The 19,180-nt window shown below is 68.5% G+C and carries 19 protein-coding genes and 1 riboswitch; of the genes, 9 read left to right on the top strand and 10 right to left on the bottom strand.

Annotated features, from left to right (window positions below; all coding sequences use genetic code 11):
• Window positions 1-23: 23 nt before the first annotated feature.
• Window positions 24-1,448: an MFS transporter gene (locus OHA10_RS14555; protein WP_371406724.1), complete on the bottom strand. Its 1,425-nt coding sequence runs from the start codon at window positions 1,446-1,448 to the stop codon at window positions 24-26.
• 91 nt (window positions 1,449-1,539) lie between these two features.
• Here OHA10_RS14555 and OHA10_RS14550 point away from each other — a divergent pair, with 91 nt between their 5' ends.
• Together OHA10_RS14550 and OHA10_RS14545 are read left to right on the top strand one after the other, a co-directional pair.
• On the top strand, window positions 1,540-2,202 hold the full coding sequence (locus tag OHA10_RS14550) for a TetR/AcrR family transcriptional regulator (RefSeq protein ID WP_371406723.1): 663 nt from the start codon (window positions 1,540-1,542) through the stop codon (window positions 2,200-2,202).
• An 80-nt stretch (window positions 2,203-2,282) separates the two neighbouring features.
• Entirely contained in the window at window positions 2,283-2,468 is a 186-nt protein-coding gene (locus OHA10_RS14545; protein ID WP_137252251.1) for a YegP family protein, read from the top strand.
• A 61-nt stretch (window positions 2,469-2,529) separates the two neighbouring features.
• On the opposite strand, the gene OHA10_RS14540 is transcribed toward OHA10_RS14545, so the two are convergent.
• Window positions 2,530-2,892 carry a YciI family protein gene (locus OHA10_RS14540; RefSeq protein ID WP_363880918.1) on the bottom strand — a complete coding sequence of 121 codons (363 nt, stop codon included), beginning with the start codon at window positions 2,890-2,892 and terminating at the stop codon, window positions 2,530-2,532.
• 100 nt (window positions 2,893-2,992) lie between these two features.
• On the opposite strand from OHA10_RS14540, the gene OHA10_RS14535 reads away from it, so the two are divergent.
• Both OHA10_RS14535 and OHA10_RS14530 read left to right on the top strand, forming a co-directional pair.
• Window positions 2,993-3,946 carry a pyridoxal-phosphate dependent enzyme gene (locus OHA10_RS14535; RefSeq protein WP_371406722.1) on the top strand — a complete coding sequence of 318 codons (954 nt, stop codon included), beginning with the start codon at window positions 2,993-2,995 and terminating at the stop codon, window positions 3,944-3,946.
• Between the two features lie 275 nt (window positions 3,947-4,221).
• Window positions 4,222-4,415, top strand: a riboswitch (cyclic di-AMP (ydaO/yuaA leader).
• The gene (locus tag OHA10_RS14530; RefSeq protein ID WP_371406721.1) at window positions 4,415-5,269 is read left to right on the top strand and encodes a C40 family peptidase; all 855 of its coding nucleotides are present in this window, start codon (window positions 4,415-4,417) and stop codon (window positions 5,267-5,269) included. Its footprint overlaps the riboswitch before it by 1 nt.
• A 132-nt stretch (window positions 5,270-5,401) precedes the next feature.
• On the opposite strand, the gene OHA10_RS14525 is transcribed toward OHA10_RS14530, so the two are convergent.
• Window positions 5,402-6,058: a response regulator gene (locus OHA10_RS14525; RefSeq protein WP_371406720.1), complete on the bottom strand. Its 657-nt coding sequence runs from the start codon at window positions 6,056-6,058 to the stop codon at window positions 5,402-5,404.
• On the bottom strand, window positions 6,055-7,245 hold the full coding sequence (locus tag OHA10_RS14520) for a sensor histidine kinase (RefSeq protein ID WP_371406719.1): 1,191 nt from the start codon (window positions 7,243-7,245) through the stop codon (window positions 6,055-6,057). Before OHA10_RS14520 ends, OHA10_RS14525 begins: the two co-directional genes overlap by 4 nt.
• A gap of 142 nt (window positions 7,246-7,387) precedes the next feature.
• Here OHA10_RS14520 and OHA10_RS14515 point away from each other — a divergent pair, with 142 nt between their 5' ends.
• The 3 genes from OHA10_RS14515 to OHA10_RS14505 all read left to right on the top strand — a co-directional run bounded on the left by OHA10_RS14515 (window position 7,388) and on the right by OHA10_RS14505 (window position 9,500).
• Entirely contained in the window at window positions 7,388-8,278 is an 891-nt protein-coding gene (locus tag OHA10_RS14515; protein ID WP_371406718.1) for an ABC transporter ATP-binding protein, read from the top strand.
• A 32-nt stretch (window positions 8,279-8,310) separates the two neighbouring features.
• Entirely contained in the window at window positions 8,311-9,120 is an 810-nt protein-coding gene (locus tag OHA10_RS14510) for an ABC transporter permease (RefSeq protein ID WP_371406717.1), read from the top strand.
• A 194-nt stretch (window positions 9,121-9,314) separates the two neighbouring features.
• Window positions 9,315-9,500, top strand: a complete 186-nt coding sequence (locus OHA10_RS14505; protein WP_137252242.1) for a DUF3073 domain-containing protein — start codon at window positions 9,315-9,317, stop codon at window positions 9,498-9,500.
• A 184-nt stretch (window positions 9,501-9,684) separates the two neighbouring features.
• Here OHA10_RS14505 and purM read toward each other — a convergent pair whose 3' ends face one another.
• Together purM and purF are read right to left on the bottom strand one after the other, a co-directional pair.
• Window positions 9,685-10,758: a phosphoribosylformylglycinamidine cyclo-ligase gene (purM, locus tag OHA10_RS14500; RefSeq protein ID WP_371406716.1), complete on the bottom strand. Its 1,074-nt coding sequence runs from the start codon at window positions 10,756-10,758 to the stop codon at window positions 9,685-9,687.
• A gap of 108 nt (window positions 10,759-10,866) precedes the next feature.
• Window positions 10,867-12,429 carry an amidophosphoribosyltransferase gene (gene purF, locus OHA10_RS14495; RefSeq protein ID WP_137252240.1) on the bottom strand — a complete coding sequence of 521 codons (1,563 nt, stop codon included), beginning with the start codon at window positions 12,427-12,429 and terminating at the stop codon, window positions 10,867-10,869.
• Between the two features lie 266 nt (window positions 12,430-12,695).
• Here purF and OHA10_RS14490 point away from each other — a divergent pair, with 266 nt between their 5' ends.
• Window positions 12,696-13,676, top strand: a complete 981-nt coding sequence (locus OHA10_RS14490; protein WP_371406715.1) for a LuxR C-terminal-related transcriptional regulator — start codon at window positions 12,696-12,698, stop codon at window positions 13,674-13,676.
• Entirely contained in the window at window positions 13,667-14,668 is a 1,002-nt protein-coding gene (locus OHA10_RS14485) for a LuxR C-terminal-related transcriptional regulator (protein WP_371406714.1), read from the top strand. Before OHA10_RS14490 ends, OHA10_RS14485 begins: the two co-directional genes overlap by 10 nt.
• 306 nt (window positions 14,669-14,974) lie before the next feature.
• On the opposite strand, the gene OHA10_RS14480 is transcribed toward OHA10_RS14485, so the two are convergent.
• Genes OHA10_RS14480 through OHA10_RS14465 form a run of 4 tightly spaced genes read right to left on the bottom strand, consistent with a single transcriptional unit; the run spans window position 14,975 to window position 19,146 of the window.
• Window positions 14,975-16,345 (bottom strand): NAD(P)(+) transhydrogenase (Re/Si-specific) subunit beta, encoded by a 1,371-nt coding sequence (locus OHA10_RS14480; RefSeq protein WP_371406713.1) that lies wholly within the window; start codon window positions 16,343-16,345, stop codon window positions 14,975-14,977.
• On the bottom strand, window positions 16,342-16,647 hold the full coding sequence (locus tag OHA10_RS14475) for an NAD(P) transhydrogenase subunit alpha (protein WP_131293106.1): 306 nt from the start codon (window positions 16,645-16,647) through the stop codon (window positions 16,342-16,344). The genes OHA10_RS14480 and OHA10_RS14475 overlap by 4 nt, the downstream gene beginning before the upstream one ends.
• Complete coding sequence (locus tag OHA10_RS14470) at window positions 16,647-17,768, bottom strand: NAD(P) transhydrogenase subunit alpha (RefSeq protein WP_371406712.1); 1,122 nt, start codon at window positions 17,766-17,768, stop codon at window positions 16,647-16,649. The genes OHA10_RS14475 and OHA10_RS14470 overlap by 1 nt, the downstream gene beginning before the upstream one ends.
• 43 nt (window positions 17,769-17,811) lie before the next feature.
• Window positions 17,812-19,146: a dipeptidase gene (locus OHA10_RS14465; protein WP_371406711.1), complete on the bottom strand. Its 1,335-nt coding sequence runs from the start codon at window positions 19,144-19,146 to the stop codon at window positions 17,812-17,814.
• Window positions 19,147-19,180: the final 34 nt, after the last annotated feature.

Here is a 19,180-nt window from a genome sequence, read left to right as displayed (position 1 = left end):
GGCCGGACGTTGCTGCGGGCAACTTATGCGGCAGCGGTGGCCTCGGTGAGCTGCTCCGCGGTGGGCTGGAGCTGCGGGGAGGCCAGGGTGAGAAGGACGTTGGCTACGGCGAAGGCGGCTGCGGCGAGGAGGCCTCGTTCGTAGCCGGACTGCAGGGCCTGGAGTTGAGTCGCGCCATGGGTCAGTTCGTTGGTGGTGTGGGTGATGGAGAGGGTGGTGACGATCGCCAGCCCGAGCGCGCCGCCCACCTGGTACATCGCGTTGACGACGCCGGAGGCTGCGCCGGCTTCGGCCGGGCGGACCTCGGAGACTGCGTTGATCTGGCCTGGTACGCCGACGCCGATGATGCCGAAGCCGAAGATGATCAGACCGGGCAGGAGCTGCGAGCTGTAGCTACCGGTGGCGTCGGCCTGGGACAGGAGGAGCAGTCCGACGACGCTGAGGACAGCACCGGCCAGCTGGACGGTCCGGGTACCGAGGCGCTGCACCAGCTGCGACGCCAGCACCGCACCGACGATCGCCGCGCCGCCCATCGGCAGGAAGTGGATGCCGGCCTCGAGTGCACTGTCGCCACGCACCTGCTGCAGGTAGATAGCAGTCAGGAAGAACATGGACAGGAACCCGGCACCGTTCAGAGCCAAGGTCGCACCCGACACACTCAGCGCCCGCGACCGGAACAGCCGCAGCGGCACCAGCGGAGCAGCCGACCGCGACTCCACCACGACGAATGCCACCAGCAGCAGAACACCAGCAGTCAGTACGCCGACAACCTCGAACGATCCCCACCCGGACGGCTCCGACCGCACCACGCCGTACACGACCGACATCAGTCCAGCCGTGCCGAGCACCGCCCCGAGGGTGTCGAACGTACGGCGACCCGTCGAGTGCCGCATGTCCGGGACGAAGACCGGGATGAGCGCGATCAGTGCGATCACGATCGGCACGTTCACGAAGAAGACCCACTGCCAGCTGAGCGAATCCACGAGTACGCCGCCCGCGACCACGCCGAGCGTGCCGCCGAGACCGGCGAGACCGCCCCAGACGCCCATCGCGATGTTGCGCTCACGTCCGTGGGCGAACGTCATGGTCAGGATGGCCAACGCAGCGGGAGACAACAGCGCTCCGCCGAGGCCCTGGATCGCACGGGCGCCGATGAGGAACTCCGGCGAGTTGGAGAGGCCGGCGACGAGGCTGGTCGCGCCGAACAGCACGAGGCCCGCGGTGAACACCCGGCGCGGACCGAGCAGGTCGGCCATCCGCCCGCCGAGCAGGAGGAAGCCGCCGAAGAGCAGTGTGTACGCGTTGATGACCCACTGCAGGGAATCGGCGGAGAAATGCAGGTCCGCCTGGATGTGGGGCAACGCGACGTTCACGATCGTCACGTCGAGCACCACGATGAACTGCGCTAGAGCCAGCACCGCCAGGGTGGCCCAAGGACTGCGTCGCATTGCCGTACCTCACTCGTTGAGAGTCTACGCTGTATGTATACGCCGTAAGCTTACGGAGTAGACACTAGGTCTACGGTGTAGACTTGTCAACGTGATCACCAAGGAGACCTCCCGCCGCCTCGATCCGGAGAAGGTCGTCGACAGCGCGCTGGCCATCGCCGACGACGAAGGACCGGCTGCGGTCTCGTTCCGGAAACTGGCCGCGCAGCACGACGTCACGCCGATGGCGCTGTACCGGCATTTCAAGGACAAGGACGACCTGCTGGCCGCGATCGGCGACCGCATCCTGGCCGACGTCGTACCCCCGGAGCCGAACGACGATCGGTGGGACAAGCAGCTCCACACGCTGCTGACCGCGTTCGTGACCGCACTCCGCGGGCACCCGCGGCTGGCGGACCTGACGCTGCCCAGGATCCTGATCACCGAGCCCGGGCTGGCCCTGGCCGAGCGCGCGCTGGAGCTGCTCGTCGAGGGCGGTTTCACCGTCGACGACGCGGCCGAGGTCGGCCGGCAGGCAATCTGCTCACTGATCTCACTGGTGACCACCGACCCGATCGCCCGCGAGGTGAGCGACCCCGAGGCCCGCGAGGCCTCTCTGCGACGGAAGCGGGCCTCCCTGGGTGCGCTGTCCCCGGACCGCTACCCGCTGATCACGTCCGCCGCCGGCGCACTGATCTGCCCGGAGTCGCGAGACCGGTACTACGAGATCGGCCTCGACCTCGTCGTCGCGGGCATCCGCGGCATCCGCGAGTAGGGCGTGTACGCACCCCACCACCGGGCCGAGAGGACTACGCTCCGAAGCGGAGCGATACCACTCTCTATGGAGGTACATCGATGGCGGGGAAGTTCGAGCTGTACAAGGACAAGTCCGGCGAGTTCCGGTTTCGTCTGAAGGCCGGCAACGGCGAGGTGATCGCGACCAGCAGCGAGAGCTACAAGACCAAGGCCTCCGCGCTGAACGGGATCGACTCGATCAAGCGGAACGCCGGCGAGGCGAACATCGACGACCAGACCGACTGAAACGTCAACAAAACAAGGGGGTTTCTCCACCGATCCGGCGGAGAAACCCCCTTGGCTCGTCTCAGAGTCCGTCCGCGAACTCGACCCCGCGAACCTCGACACCGAGGCCCTCGATCGCCGCGTCCGGGATCATCGCGGCCAGCTCCAACGCCCGCTCCCGGGACGCCACGTCCACCAGGTAGTAGCCGCCGAGGAACTCCTTCGACTCCACGAACGGCCCGTCGGTCACCGCCGGCAGCCCACCCCGGACCGTGACTACCGCGGACTGCGCCGGCTGCTGCAGCGCGACCGTGCTGTGGAACTCGCCCGACGCCTTGATCGTGTCCATGAACTTCTGGTGCCCGGAACCGATCGCCTCCTGCTCCGCCTCGGGAAGCGCGGCGATCACGTCGGGGTTGATGTTCAGAACCAGTAGGTACTTCACGGCTTCTCCTTCACCCGCGGCCCCCGGAGTGGGTGCCTCTCGTCCATCAGTACGGAGCGGGCCGGCGCACTTTGACATCGCCCGCGGATAAGTTCGGATCGTGCTGAGTCTCACAGATGTCCGGGCCGCCGCAGAGCGCCTGAAGGGTGTCGCCCACCGTACGCCGGTCCTCACCTCCCGAACCCTCGACGAGCGCGTCGGGGCGGAGGTGTTCCTCAAGGCCGAGAACTTCCAGCGGATCGGTGCGTTCAAGTTCCGCGGTGCGTACAACGCGATCAGCCGGCTCACCCCGGAGCAGCTCGCGGCGGGCGTCGCGGCGTACTCGTCCGGCAACCACGCGCAGGCGGTCGCGCTCGCGGCGCGGCTCGCGGGCACGAGCGCGGTGATCCTGATGCCGGAGGACGCGCCCCCGACGAAGGTCGCCGCCACCCGCGGGTACGGCGCCGAGGTGGTCACGTACGACCGCTACACGCAGGACCGGGCCGCCCTGGCGCAGGAGCTGGCGACCGAGCGCGGCCGCACGCTGATCCCGCCGTACGACAACTACGACGTGATGGCCGGGCAGGGGACGGTCGCACTCGAGTTGCTCGAGGAGGTCGGGCACCTCGGAGCGCTGCTGGTCCCGGTCGGCGGCGGCGGGTTGATGGCCGGCTGCGCGACCGCGGCGACGCTGATGAGCCCCGGGATCCGGGTGATCGGGGTCGAGCCGGCCGCGGGCGACGACCACGCCCGCTCGCTGGCCGCGGGCGAGCGGGTGGAGATCGCCGTACCGCGGACGATCGCGGACGGGCAGGCGATCTCGACGCCCGGCGAGCTGACGTTCGCGGTGAACCGGCGGCTGGTCGAGTCGTTCGAGCTGGTCAGTGACGAAGAGATCGTGGCCGCGATGGCGTTCGCGTTCGAGCGGCTGAAGATCGTGCTGGAGCCGAGCGGGGCGAGCGCGCTGGCCGCGTTGCTGGCCGGACGGATCCACGGGGTGCCGGAGCGCGTCGGAGTGGTGCTGTCGGGCGGGAACGTGGGCCTGGAGCGGTTCCGCGAGCTGCTCGGAAAATAGCTGAATTCGCAAGGATTTTAGGGTGCCCTGACCACCCTCTGTGCCCGTTGTCACAGATAGCCACCATCAATTGTGACCGAGGTCACACTGAAGCCCTCATTTGCCGCCTGAGCCACGCTCAGACGCGCTCAGGACACCTGGTGTTCACCCAGGCTTGCTGATCCGTCAGATGCCCCCTCAGAGGCATTCGGGAGGGTCTTTGTGGATCTGAGGGTTTGCGTCGTGATCGTTCTGTTATACAGTCGTCGGCGGTTCGGTAAACAACACGAACCGCACGTGGGTCAACGCCGAGCCCTGCCAGGGCCCATGTGCTCCCCTCGAAAACCATGGCAGGGGTGGGGGACCCAGGAAGTTGGGTCTTTCGACCGTGAGTGGTCGAAACCCTGGGGTGAAGTCCGCGGGAGCGGACCGGGCTATGAATCCCAGCCCGAACCCGACAGCTAACTTCACAGGCGTCGGGAGACAACCATGCCCGTCACTGCCCGACGGACGTCGCTTTCGCGCGCCGTCAGCCAGCTTTCCAGTACCGACCGGCCTACCGGCCGGACCCTGGCGAAGCACCGTAGGAACACCAGCAAGCCCGCGGCGCCCCGCGCCGCAGCCGCCGTCCTCTCGGTCGGCCTCGCTGTCGGCGGTGGAGCCGCCCTCAGCATCAGCACCACCCCGGCGACCGCCTCCGCGGCCACCATGACCGCTGCTCAGCAGCGCGGCCACATGAGCATCCCGAGCCGGCCGTTGCTCCGGTTCCGCGACTCCGGCCCGACCGTCAAGTACGTCCAGCGCGCCCTGCACCTCGGGCCGGACGGCTACTTCGGCACCAGCACCGTTCGGGTGCTGAAGAAGTTCCAGGCGTCCTGGGGCCTGAAGGCCACCGGTTACATGGACAAGAACACCTGGGGCCGGCTGACCTGGGCCGCCAAGCACAAGGTGCTCTACGGCAAGTACGGCGCCAGTTCGTCGAGCGGCACCAGCACGTTCCGGGCCAGGGTGCTCCGGGAGGCGGCCAAGCTCAAGGGCACGCCGTACCGCTACGGCGGCACGACCACCCGCGGCTTCGACTGCTCCGGCTACACCGGCTTCGTGTACAAGAAGGCCGGCCACAAGCTGCCGCGGACGTCGCGCCAGCAGTACAGCGCGACCAAGCACATCAGCCGCAAGGCCGCCAAGCCCGGTGACCTCGTGTTCTTCCGCAACGGTGGCGGCGGTGTGTACCACGTCGGCATCTACGCCGGCGGGAACATGCTGTGGCACGCCTCGAAGCCGGGTCGTCCGGTCGCCAAGGCGAAGATCTGGACCAGCAGCGTGGCCTTCGGCCGCGTCTGAGTCCTGACCGGCGGCGCCCTTCCCCCCATCGGGTGCCGCTGGTCGTCAGCGTCCTACCCCCCCAGGCACGCTGGCCATGAAACCGGCTCGAGCCGTCGCTCCCCCCACCCCTCCGACGGCCGGGCCGGTTTCCTATCCGTCCAGAAGACCGGCCTCGTAGGCCAGGATCGCCACCTGCACGCGGTTCGTGGCATCCAGTTTCACCAGCGCACGTGAGACATGCGCCTTGACCGTGGCCTCGCTCATGAAGAGTTTCTTGCCGATGTCGGAGTTCTGCAGGCCGCGGCCGACCTCGACCAGCACCTCGCGCTCGCGTTCGGTGAGCTTGCTGATCCGCTCGCGCGCCACCCGCCGTCGGTCCGTCCGCGGGTCGCCGGCGAAATGCCCGATCAGCCGCCGGGTCACCGCCGGCGACAGCATCGCGTCACCGGCCGCGACCACCTTGATCGCCTGTACCAGCTCGCGCGGCGGCGTGTCCTTGAGCAGGAATCCGCTCGCCCCCGCCTGCAGGGCACGGAACACGTAGTCGTCCAGATCGAAGGTCGTCAGTACGACGATCTTCGGCGGATCCGGCAGCGCCTGCACCTCCCGGGTCGCCGCCAGCCCGTCCAGCCGGGGCATCCGGATGTCCATCAGTACGACGTCCGGCCGGTGCTCCTTGACCATCGCCGCGGCGTCCGCGCCGTCCTCGGCCTCGGCGACCACTTCGAGCTCGTCGTCGGACTCGAGGATCATCTTCAGCCCGGCTCGCACCAGCGCCTCGTCGTCCACGATCAGCAGCCGCGTCATAGTTCCCCTTCGTCTGCGAACACAGGCTCGGCATCTTGTTTGCGGTCGTCCCACGGCAGCCAGGCCTCGACCCGCCAACCGCCTTCGATCGTCGGCCCGGTGGTCAGCCGCCCGCCGACCAGCTGCACACGTTCGCGCAGCCCGACCAGCCCCGCACCGGCGCCAGGCAGCAGTGAACCAGCAGCGACCGGTCGCACGTTCGTCACCCTCACCGTCACGCCCTCACCCCGAGCGCCATGCACGCGTACTTCGGTCGCCGCGCCGCGGGCGTGCTTGTGCACATTGGTCAGCGACTCCTGCACCAGCCGATAGACGGTCCGTCCGACCGAATCCGGTACGTCGTCCGGCAGCGCAACGTCGTACCCGACGGTCACCCCCGCGTTGCGGGAGGCCTCGATCAGGCGCTCGAGGTCGGCCGCCTGCGGCACCGGTGCCAGGTCCGCACCGGCCACGCTGACGTCGGTCCGCAGTACGCCGAGGACCTCGCGGAGGTCCTCCATTGCCTGCCGTGCGGTCTCGCGGATGAGCTTGGCCGAGTCTTCGACCTTGTCCGCGCCGACGGCCGGGTTCACCTCGAGGCCGCCGGCGTGCAGGGCGATCAGTGAGACCTTGTGGGCGAGGACGTCGTGCATCTCCTGGGCGATCCGGGCCCGCTCACCCAGCCGGGCCTGCTCGCTACGCAGCTCACGCTCGGCCTCGGCCCGCTCGGCCCGGTCCCGCAGGGATGCCATCAGATCGCGGCGGGCGCCGACGTACGCGCCGATCGCGATCCACGTCCCGACCAGGAAGGGCCCGGTGAAGATCGGCACCCAGATCGATCCCTTGCCGCCCCAGGTATTCAGTACATAGGCGGCGTACGACGCGAGACCGAGGATCGCCAGCGCGAGGTCGCGGCGACGGATCGACAGGGTGAGCAAGGCCAGCCCCATCGGGACGAAGATGCCCCCGGTCAGCATCGCCACGACGGTGACCGCGGTGACCGTGACGGGGAACCTACGGCGCCAGAGCAGCGCGACCGAGGCGACGATCCCGGCGCCGAGGACGTACCAGTCCTTCGGGCTCCAACCGCCGCCACCGGACGCGGCCTGGGCGACGATCGTGAGCAGGCTGAAGGCGACGTACAGGAAGTCGCGGACCCGCGGGGCATGCCTGACCCACCAGGCGTACCACCGGCGCAACCGTCGCATTCCGTCACTGTAGTTCGACGGTCGACGCGATCACGTCCCCCTTCCGGGTGGGTTCCGGGCCGTCGGCGACAACTTTCGTAGGGGGTGGCCGCAGCCGCTCGTCCGATGTGCGGGAGGGGTCGGTGACGGTTGACTCGATGTCATGATCACCGTCGAGAACCTGACCAAGCGCTACGGCAGCACCACGGCTGTCCAGGACGTGTCGTTCACCGTTCAGCCCGGCAGCATCACCGGCTTCCTCGGCCCGAACGGCGCCGGCAAGTCGACCACGCTGCGGATGCTCACCGGCCTGACGCCGCCGTCCTCCGGCACCGCCACCATCACCGGCAAGCGGTACGTCGACCTGCCGAACCCGGGCCGGGTCGTCGGAGTGATGCTGGACGCCGCCGCGCAGCACCCGGGCCGGACCGGCCGCGAGACCCTGCTGCTGAACGCCAGCCTGCTCGGCGTCCCGAAGGCCCGCGCCGACGAGATGCTCGAGGCGGTCGGACTCAGCCACGCCGCGAAGCGCCGCGTCGGCCAGTACTCGCTCGGCATGCGGCAGCGGCTCGGTATCGCGGCCGCGCTGCTCGGCGACCCCGCCGTACTGATCCTCGACGAGCCCGCGAACGGGATGGACCCGGAAGGCATTCGTTGGATGCGCGGGCTGCTGCAGGACTTCGCCGCCCGCGGCGGCACCGTGATCCTGTCCAGCCACCTGCTCGGTGAGGTGCAGGCGACCGTCGACCGCCTGGTCGTCATCGGCGGCGGCCGGATCGTTGCCAACGGCTCGCTGGACGAGCTGCTCGCCGGGACCGGCACGCTGGTCCGCGGCCTCGACCCGATCGGCCTGAACGAGGCCCTGACCGTGGCCGGCCTGAACCTCGAGCCGCTCGCCGACGGTTCGCTGCGCGTCGACGCCACCGCCGAGCAGGTCGGGCGCGCCGCAGCCGCTGCCGGTCAGATCCTGATCGAACTCCGCCAGAGCGACGGCGCCGGCCTGGAGGACCTGTTCTTCCAGCTGACCGCAGCGCCCGCCGCCGTGGCCGCCTGATCACACCTACTTCTCCTCAGGAGCTCATCGCCATGACCACAGTGACCGAAGACGTCCCGACCACCGCACCGGCCAAGCACCGGGCCGAGGTAGCCACCTCGCTGCCGCCCGCCCGCGGCCAGTCGTTTCTGAAACTAGTTGCAATCGAGCTACGCAAATCCGTCAACACCCGCAGCGGCCGGGTACTGATCGCCGCGATCCTGCTGATCGCGCTGGCCGCGCTGACCTGGCAGATCACCCACCTGCCGCAGGGCGCGGCCGGCTTCGACGGCTTCCTCGGCGCCGCATCCACCGGCGTGATGCTGTTGCTGCCGGTGATCGGCGTGATGGCGATGACGTCGGAGTGGACGCAGCGGACCGCGCTGACCACGTTCACACTGTCGCCGCGCCGGGTCCGGGTTCAGCTGGCCAAATTCGTCTCCGCCGTCGTGCTGAGCGCGGTCGTGATGACCGGAGTGGTCGTGCTGGCGCTGGCCGGCACCGCACTGGCTGGTGGGGTCACCGACCACGCTGCGTCGTACGCCGGACTGGGCGGGCAGCTCGCCGGCGCCTACCTGACTGTGGCGCTGAATGTCGTCATGGGTGCCGCGTTCGGTGCGGTGATCCCGCAGACCGCGGTCGCGATCCTGGCGTACTTCATCGCGCCGACCGCCTGGTCGCTGGCCGGGCCGGCGCTGTTCAAGGACAACGCGAACTACCTGGACGTGTTCGGCGCACTCGGCCGGATCGCGGAGCGGGATCTGCACGGGATGGTGCCCGAGACGCTGACCGCGGTCGGGGTCTGGATCGTCCTGCCGACCATCGTCGGACTGTGGGCTAGCTCACGTCGCGAAGTGAAGTAACGGGGTCGGACGCGGTGGGGTGGGCCGGTTCGAGGGGATCGGCCGACCCCGTCGATGCTGTGATCGGACCTCTGGGCGGGGGCGGTGCGTGTGTCGATCCCGCGCTCCGGGTATCCTTGAACCACGATTACTGACGACTGATCCGTGGGCGCCACGCAGCGTACCCGGTTGACTTGTGCGAGGGGGTCGACGCTATGGGGCGCGGCCGTGCAAAGGCCAAGCAGACGAAGGTCGCACGCGACCTGAAGTACCGCACCTGGGACACCGACTTGGACCAGCTCAAGCGTGAGCTGTCCGGTGACCAGGGTGGCGACCGTTCTGCAAACGGCGAGAACGACGGCGACGACTACGACGCCGACGACTACCACCCCCGTCGGTAAGCAACATCAGCCCGGCTGAGCTGCTCAGCGCCCTTCGGGGTGCCTGAGCAGTTCACCGTGCGCCCGACGAGTTCCATCACACCAGCACCACCTGTGGCGGATCACCGGTCGTAGCTGCCCGAGGCGTCGGACAGCTCGTTCCAGAGCCGCTCCCAGGTGGTGCTGGGATGCACAGCCGGTCGGCTTACTTGGCGTACGCGCCTTCCAGTGCGACGGTGCCACCAGGCGTCGCGGTGACCTCACCGCACACCCAGGCGGGGATGTCGCGGGCGGCCAGCGCCTGGATCGCCGCGTCGGCGGCCGACGGGTCGAGTACTGCGACCATGCCGGCACCCATGTTCAGCGTCTTCTCCAGCTCGGGCAGCGCGACATCACCCAGCAGCCCGACGAGCCCGAAGATCGGCGCCGGCGTCCAGGTCGACCGGTCGATCCGGACCGACAGCTCGTCCGGGACGACCCGCGCCAGGTTCGCCGCGAAGCCGCCGCCGGTGATGTGCGACATCGCGTGCAGCGGGCGCTCGTCGCCGTGGTTCAGTTCCTGGATCAGCTCGAGGCAGCGCTTGGCGTACACACGCGTCGGCGTCAGCAGCACCTCGCCCAGCGTCGTACCGAGCTCCGGCACCTCGCGGTCCAGGCTCCACTTCGCCCGGTCGAAGAACACGTGCCGCACCAGGCTGTACCCGTTCGAGTGCAGCCCCGACGACGCCATCGCCAGTACGACGTCCCCCGCGCGGACCCGCTCCGCGCCGAGCACCTCGTCCGCCTCGACCACACCGGTCGCCGCGCCGGCCACGTCGTACTCATCCGCCTCGAGCAGGCCCGGGTGCTCGGCCGTCTCGCCGCCGACGAGCGCCGTACCGGCCTCGACGCACGCCTCCGCGATGCCCTTCACGATCTGCGCGATCGTCTCCGGGACCACCTTGCCGGTGCAGATGTAGTCGGTCATGAACAGCGGCTCCGCGCCGCACACGACCAGGTCGTCGACGACCATCCCGACCAGGTCGAACCCGATCGTGTCGTGCTTGTCCAGCTTCTGCGCGATCGCGACCTTGGTCCCGATCCCGTCCGTCGAGGTCGCCAGCAGCGGCCGGCGGTACGACGTCAGGGCGGTCGCGTCGAACAGGCCGGCGAACCCGCCGAGCCCACCGACCACCTCGGGGCGGGTCGCCTTCGCCACCCACTCCTTCATCAGCTCGACGGCCCGGTCACCGGCCTCGATGTCGACACCCGCGGCGGCGTAGCTCGCCCCTTCGCTCACGTTTCTCTCCTCGATACGACAGCTGTCCAGCTGGTACGGCGTACTTCCGGCGTCACCCGCCCAGTCTGACGGACCGGCTGACGCATCTCGCCGACCGGTCCGGACGGGCTACGGCCGGCTGAGCGCGTCGGCCGCGCCGCCACCGCCGGAGATCGTCGCCAGCCCGTCCACGTCGGTCCGCGCCGGCTCCTCGAGGAGGTGCTTGCCGAGCTGCTCGGGCTCCGGAAGTGCGACCGGGTAGACGCCGTCGAAGCAGGCCCGGCAGAGCCGCTCCTTCGGGACCGTCGTCGCCTCGACCAGGTTGTCCAGGCTGATGTACCCGAGCGAGTCGGCGCCGAGCGAACGGCAGATCTCCTCGGTGTTCAGCCCGTTGGCGATCAGCTCCGCACGGCTGGCGAAGTCGATGCCGTAGAAGCACGGCCACTTCACCGGCGGCGCGGTGATCCGGACGTGGATCTCCTTCGCGCCGGCCTCGCGCAGCATCCGGATGACGGCACGCTGGGTGTTGCCGCGGACGATCGTGTCGTCGACCACGACGAGCCGCTTGCCCTCGATCACCTCGCGCAGCGGGTTCAGCTTGAGGCGGATGCCGAGCTGGCGGATCGTCTGGCTGGGCTGGATGAACGTGCGGCCGACGTACGCGTTCTTGACCAGGCCGGAACCGTAGGGGATGCCGGACTCCTCGGCGTACCCGATCGCGCCAGGTGTGCCGGACTCGGGGGTCGCGATCACCAGGTCGGCGTCGGCGGGGTGCTCCTGGGCGAGCTTGCGGCCGATCTCGACGCGGGTCGAGTAGATCCGCTGGCCGGAGATCTGGGTGTCCGGACGGGCCAGGTACACGAACTCGAAGAGACAGCCCTTCGGGTCCGGCTCGGCGAACTTGGTCGAGCGGAGACCGTCGGCGTCGATCGCGACGATCTCACCCGGCTCGACCTCACGGATGAAGGAGGCGCCGACGATGTCCAGGGCCGCGGTCTCGCTGGCGACCACCCAGCCGCGCTCGAGCCGGCCGAGGACCAGCGGACGGATGCCCTGCGGGTCGCGGGCGGCGTACAGCGTGTTCTCGTCCATGAAGATCAGGCTGTACGCGCCCTTGACCTTCGGGAGGATCTTGGCGGCGGCCTCTTCGATGGTGAGGTCCGGGTAGCCGGCCAGCATCGAGGTGAGGATGTCGGTGTCGGAGGACGCGCCGTGCTTGGCGTTCGCCTTCGCGTGGTCGACGTCGGCGTCGAGACCGAGATCCAGGTCACCTTCGCCGTTCAGGCTGGCGGCGAGCTCACTGGTGTTGGTCAGGTTGCCGTTGTGGCCGAGCGCAATCGACCCGGTCGCCGTGGACCGGAACGTCGGCTGCGCGTTGGCCCACACACTCGAACCGGTGGTCGAGTAGCGGCAGTGGCCGATCGCGATATGCCCCCGGAGCGACGCCAAGGTCGCCTCGTCGAAGGCCTGGCTGACCAGCCCCATGTCCTTGTAGACCAGAATCTGCGACCCGTTACTGACCGCAATCCCCGCCGACTCCTGCCCCCGGTGCTGCAGGGCATAGAGGCCGAAGTAGGTGAGCTTGGCAACCTCTTCGCCAGGCGCCCAAACCCCGAACACCCCACAAGCATCCTGCGGACCCAGATCCTGCGGGTCGAGTTCATGAGTAAGCCGACCATCGCCACGAGCCACACCCACAGTCTACGGGACGCCGAAGCACCCTATGACCGGACCGACTACCAGCAGGCGTTCACGGCGCCGCAGGCGGGCTCCTGCCCCGACGAAGCGGATGCCGCGACTGGCGACGCGAGTAACAGAGCGACGGCCGCCGCGGCCACAATCAGCAACTTCTTGATCACAACCTGTCCCTTCGAATAGCTTCGGAACCACGTTTGGGTGCTCTTTGTCGACGCTGTCTGTATATGGTCGGTTCCGACAAGTTCTGGAGGAGAGGGATCGTGCTCGAGCCGCTGGGGGTGGACGAAGCCACTTTTGCGGTCTATCACGCCCTTCTCAGCCACCCAGACAGTACGCCCGAGCAGATTGCCGCGCTAGTAAATCGTTCTGTACCTGATGTACACGAACTACTGGAGAAGCTTCGCAAGCTCGAACTGCTGGTCCCGACATGGACAAACCCCGAGGCAGAACACGCAGTTCATCCACGGGTCGGCCTGACAAGCCTGGCCGAGCGCCGGCGGACCGAGCTCACCCGTCTGCTGGGCGAGCTGAAGGAGGCCGAGGCCTCCGCCGACGTGGTCGCAGAGCAGTACAACGAGCTGTTGACGGCGCGCAGCAGCGGCGACGTCGAGGTCCTCAAAGGTCGGGCCAACGCCTCGCGACGCATCGAGGAGCTCGCACTCAAGGCGCGAGACACGTTCTGGTGCCTCGTGCCGTCTCACCTTGACGACACTGTGCATCCGACCGAGAAGTCGCCGGACTTCTCGCTGCTTGAGCGCGGGCTGAAGCTCCGGACCGTTTACCTGCAGAGCATGTCCGCTTCGAGGCAGGCTCTTGAGTACGCCGCGACCATCCATCGCCTCGGCGGTGAGGTCCGGGCAACACCGACCCTCCCGATGCGCCTGCTGATCTTCGACCAGGAACTCGCGATCATGCCGATGGATCCGGCGAGCCCCACAGCAGGCGCAGTCATCCACCGCACCCCCGCAGTAGTGTCGGTCGCGATGGCCCTGTTCGACGCCTACTGGTCACGGGCGACCGAAATGTTCGACCCCGACGAGCGCGACGACGCCCCACTCACTCCACACGAGGCCGAGGTACTGCGCCTTCTCGCCGGCGGGGCCAAGGACGAGCAGGTTGCGCGACTGCTCGGCATCTCCCTCCGCACCGCTCGCCGCATCACCGCCAACCTCTCCGAACGCCTCGACGCCGCCAGCCGCTTCGAACTCGGGGTGGCAGCCGCTAAGCGCGGTTGGGTCTGACGGCGTTGTTCGACTCTTCTGGGCTTACGGCGGAGTTGCTTGCGGTCTACCGGACCCTGCTGCAGAAGCCGGAACTCGGGCGCGACACGCGACTGAGTGAGCTCGCCGCAGAGCTCGACCAGACTGAGGACGAGACGGCCCACAACCTGCAAGCGCTGCGAGAGCTCGGCTTCCTCGTACCGAGCTGGATCGAGGGCGTGGAGTACCCGCTGGATCCGTCGCTCACCTTCGGGCGTCTCGCCGCGCGCCGGCAGCAGGAAATCGAGGCGCTGAGCGACGAACTGCGGTCGGACCAACTCGCCGCCGACAGATTCACGGCCGACCTGGCGAATTTCCTGGTGCAAAGAACAACGCGCGACGTCGAAATCCTCGAAGGCCGCGAACTCGCCAACCAGCGAATGCAACGTTTCCGGCCGAAGAAATCAATCTGGGGGATAAATCAGGTCGACCGGGTCGTAAACATGGATCCCCACGTCTTACCCGACCGACCCCATTTGGAGCGCGGTATCGAGATACGGTACATCTACTCAGAGGCTTTCTGGAAAAGGCCAGGAGCACCCGAGTTCGTACATCTTCTTACCAGCCTGGGCGGAACGGTTCGAATCGCACCGTCAGTTCCGTTCAGATTGGTCATCTTCGACGACGAGTCGGCCGTGATGGGGATAGACCCCGACGACCATACGGTCGGCGCCGTCGTGCATCACAGCCCCGCCGTCGTGCGGCTTGCCATGGAGCTGCACCTCAGCCTGTGGGACCGCGCCGTCGACCCGCTCAAGGAGCAGCGGTGGGCAAGAGAGGGCGGCATCAGCGCGCAGGAGGCCGAATTCCTCAGGCTCCTGGTGCACGGCGCGACCGACGAGCAGGTCGCTCGGAAGCTTGGGGTATCTATGCGGACCGTCCGTCGGATCGCCGCGAAACTCAGTGAGCAGGTGGGAGCTTCGGGGCGGTTTGAGTTGGGGGTTCGGGCGGCTCAGCGGGGGTGGGTGGATTAGCCCCAGTCCCAGGCTCGGGGAGGTGAGGGTAGGCAGGGCAAAGTTGTCTCCTCTGCGGGCGGAAGGGGAGAGGGAAATGGCGGGGTGCCGGGCTCGACCTCTCGGGTGGGAAAAGTGAAACAGAGGGGTGGAGCGGCGGGCAACGAGGTGGGGTGGCCGGGGTAGGTCTTTGACCGCGAGCGGCCAGGGGGACGCGAGCTACTTACCGGCCTGGACCGGCTGGAGGAATTCCAGGCAGGAAGGTGCCAGATGGTTGCGGGGAAAGGCGCGCCTGTGGTTTAGTACGCGCCTTTTCGCATATGCTCCTCAGACCGTCTTCAATGCGGCCAGGAGCTTCGTCAGCGAGTCCCGGGCGTCGCCGAACAACAGCGTGGTGCGCGGGTCGTAGAGGAGTTCGTTCTCGATGCCGGCGAAACCGGGGCGCATCGAACGTTTGAGGAAGATGACGCGTTGGGCCTCGTCGGCGTTCAGGATCGGCATGCCGTAGATGGGCGCCGACGGGGTGTTACGGGCGGCGGGGTTGACCACGTCGTTCGCGCCGACGACCAGTACGACGTCGGTCGTCTTGAAGTCGCCGTTGATGTCGTCCATCTCGCGGAGCTGCTCGTACGGGACCTGGGCCTCCGCGAGCAGCACGTTCATGTGCCCGGGCATGCGGCCGGCCACCGGGTGGATCGCGTAGTCGACCTTCACACCACGCGACTGCAGCTCCTCGACCAGATCACGCAAGGTGTGCTGCGCCTGCGCGACGGCGAGACCGTACCCGGGCACGATGATGACCTTGTTCGCGTACCCGAGCAGGATCGCCACGTCCTCCGGCCCGCCCGAGATCACCGGCCGCTCGGACACCGTTCCGGCGCCCAGCGTCGATCCGCCCCGGATCGCGCCGAAGAGGATGTTGAACACGGACCGCCCCATCGCGTCCGCCATCAGCTTGGTCAGCAACGTACCCGCGGCGCCGACCAGCGTGCCCGCGATCAGCAGCAGCGTGTTGCCCAGCACGTACCCGCCCGCGGCCACCGTCAGACCGGTGAATGCGTTCAGCAACGAGATGACGATCGGTACGTCGGCACCGCCCACCGGCAGCACCAGCATCACACCGATCGCGAGACCCACCAGGCAGAGCAGTACGCCGACCCACACGCGCGGGTCCGACACCAGCCACACGGCCAGCGCCACCCCGCCCAGGATCGACGCGATGAACAGCACCGGCAGACCGGGGAACGTCACCGGCCGGGTCGTCATCAGCTCCTGCAGCTTGGTGAACGTCACCACCGATCCGGAGAAGCTCACCGCCCCGACGAGGATCGTGAACGCCGACGCGATCGCCGCCACCGTCGCGTCGGACGAGACCTCGTCGAGCTCGAGCAGCGCGACCAGCGCGGCCGCACCGCCGCCGACACCGTTGAACAAGGCAACGAGCTGCGGCATCTGGGTCATCTGCACCCGGCGCGAACCGACCACACCGCCGATGGTGCCGATGATCAGCGCGATCAGGATCGGCGCGAGGTGGTCCGGCTTGTACGCCGCGAACGTGATGATCACCGCGAGCACCGCGCCCGCCGCGCCGATCAGGTTGCCGGTCCGGGCACTGCGCGGCGACGAGAGTGCTTTCAGCGCGACGATGAAGCAGACCGCGGAGACCAGATAGCCGATCTGGGCCCAGGTGGGGATCACTTGTGCAGCTCCTTCTTACGAGCCCCCGGACCTTTGAACATCTCCAGCATCCGGTCCGTGACCACGAACCCGCCGACCATGTTCACGGTCGCGAGTACGACGGCCAGCAGCCCGACGATCACCACGATGGCCGAATCGGCCGCACCGGTGACGATGATGGCGCCGACCAGGATGACGCCGTGGATCGCGTTCGCCCCGGACATCAACGGGGTGTGCAACGTCGAGGAGACCTTGCTGATCACCTCGACCCCGACGAACGCCGCAAGGACGAAGATCGTCAGCAGCGCAATGGACTCGGTCATCAAGCCTGGCCTTTCAGGAGCTCTCGAGTTGGCTCGTGGAGCACGCTGCCGTCGTGGGTGACGCAGCAGCCGCGGACGATCTCGTCGTCGAAGTCGGGGTCGAAGGCGGCGTTCCGGGTCATCAAGCGGATCAGGTTCGCGATGTTCTGCCCGTACAGCCGCGACGCCGGCCCGGCCATCTGCGACGGCACGTTCGCGCCGCCCCAGACGAGCGCCTCGCCGATCGTCAGCTCGGTCCCGGCGACCGATCCCTCGACGTTGCCGCCCTGCTCGGACGCCAGATCGACCACGACCGATCCCGGCTTCATCTGCTCGACCATCGAGCGCGTCACCAGCATCGGCGCAGTACGACCAGGCACGGCGGCCGTGGTGATCAGCGCATCCGCGGCAGCGACGTACGGCGTGAGCAGTTCTCGCTGGAGCTGCGCGCGTTCCGGGGTCATCTCGCGGGCGTAGCCGCCGGGCCCGTCGAGCGTGCCCAGCTCGAGCTCGATCGGTACGGCGCCCATCGAGGCGATCTCCTCGGCGGCCGCGGTACGGACGTCGTACGCCTTCACCACCGCGCCGAGGCGCTTGGCGGTGGCGATCGCCTGCAGTCCGGCGACACCAGCTCCGAGTACGACGACCTGTGCCGGCGGGACTGTGCCGGCCGCGGTCATGTTCAACGGGAAGAAGCGCGGGAGCCGTTCGGCGGCAACGATCGCCGCCCGGTATCCGGCGACGAGGGCCTGCGAGGACAGGGCGTCCATCGACTGGGCCCGGGAGATCCGCGGGATCAGCTCCATCGCGAACGCGGTCAGCTTCGCCCGCGTGGCGGTACGGACCACATCCGGCGGGTTGGTCGGCAGGAACGACATCAGCGCCGTACCGGCGTGCAACCGCTGCAGACGCTCGCGTTCCAAGGGCTGGACCGACGCCACGATCGTGGCCGCGTGGTCGGCACCCCAGGCCACTTCGGCGCCGGCGTCACGATACTGGTCGTCGGAGAACAGCGCCCGCTCACCGGCGGCCGGCTCGACCGCGACCTGGTAGCCGAGCTCGATCAGTTTCGCGACTTGTTCCGGCACCAGCGCGACCCGGCGCTCCGCCGGTCTCGTCTCCCGTACGACTGCGATCTTCACTCGCCGAAACCTATGCCAAACACTGGGTCGCCGGAAAGCCCGATCACGCCTGGTTCGCCAGGTTCTGAAGCAACAAAGCTTCCGCGAGGCACACCTTGGCGAACTCGGCGAGGTGCAGGCCCTCGTCGATTCCGTGGGCGCGGGTGTCCGGATCCTCGACGCCGGTGACCAGGATCGTTGCCTCCGGGAACGCCTGCTGGAACTCGGCGATGAACGGGATCGAGCCGCCCATGCCCATGTCGATCGGGTCGACACCCCAGGCGGTCTTGAACGCTTCCCGGGCCGCTTCGTACCCCGCGCCGCGCGCGTTCACGCTGCACGGCTGGCCGTTCTGGCCCTCGGTCACGGTCACCTGCGCACCCCAGGGCGCGTGGTTCTCCAAGTGTTCACGCAGTGCCGCACTGGCCTTGATCGCGTCGTCACCGGGCGCGACCCGCAGGCTCACCTTGGCCCGCGCGACCGGCACCAGCGTGTTGCTGGCCTCCGCGACGGACGGCGCGTCGATGCCGACCACGGCAACGGCCGGCCGGGTCCAGAGCCGATCCACCAGCGACCCCGAGCCGGTCAGCCGGACCGAGTCGAGCACCGACGACTCGGCCCGCAGCCGGTCCTCCGGGTACACCACGTCCGCCGCGCGCGACGCGTGCAGCCCGTCGACCGCGACGTCGCCCTTGTCGTCGTGCAGCGTGGCGAGCAGCCGGCACAGCGCCGACAACGCGTCCGGGACCGGGCCGCCGAAAAGACCTGAATGTACGGCGTGATCGAGCGTCCGCACCTCGACGTACGCCTCGACCAGGCCGCGCAGCGAGACGGTCAGGGCCGGCGTGCCGACGTCCCAGTTGCCGGAGTCCGCGATCACGATCGCGTCGGCGGCGAGGTCGTCGGAGTACTCGTCGAGCAACTGCAGCAGGGTCGGCGAGCCGATCTCCTCCTCGCCCTCGACGAACACCGTCACGCCCACCGGCAGATCGTTGCCGAAGGCCCGTACGGCGGCGAGGTGCGCGGCGATCCCGGCCTTGTCGTCGGCGGCGCCCCGCCCGTACAGCCGGTCGTCGCGTTCGGTCGGCTCGAACGGGTCCGAGGTCCACTGCTCGACCGGTCCGGTCGGCTGGACGTCGTGGTGCGCATACAGCAGTACGGTCGGCTTCCCGGCCGGGGCCGGCTTCTTCGCGATCACCGCCGGGGCGCCGTCACCGGCGCGGACGATCTTCACCGTGAAGCCTTCGGCCTCGAACAACGCGGCAGTCGCCTCGGCGGACCGCTGGACGTCGGCCGCACGGGCCGGTTCGTAACTGACCGACGGGATCCGGATGAGGTCCTCGAGGTCGGCACGGACGCTGGGCAGAACGCGGTCGATCGCCGCGGACAGATCGGTCATGCGACAACCGTACGGCCTCCGTTCGCCGATCCGA

Origin of the sequence: Kribbella sp. NBC_00662, assembly GCF_041430295.1 — a bacterium.
Lineage (GTDB): Bacteria > Actinomycetota > Actinomycetes > Propionibacteriales > Kribbellaceae > Kribbella.
This window is presented reverse-complemented; position numbering and strand designations above follow the sequence as displayed.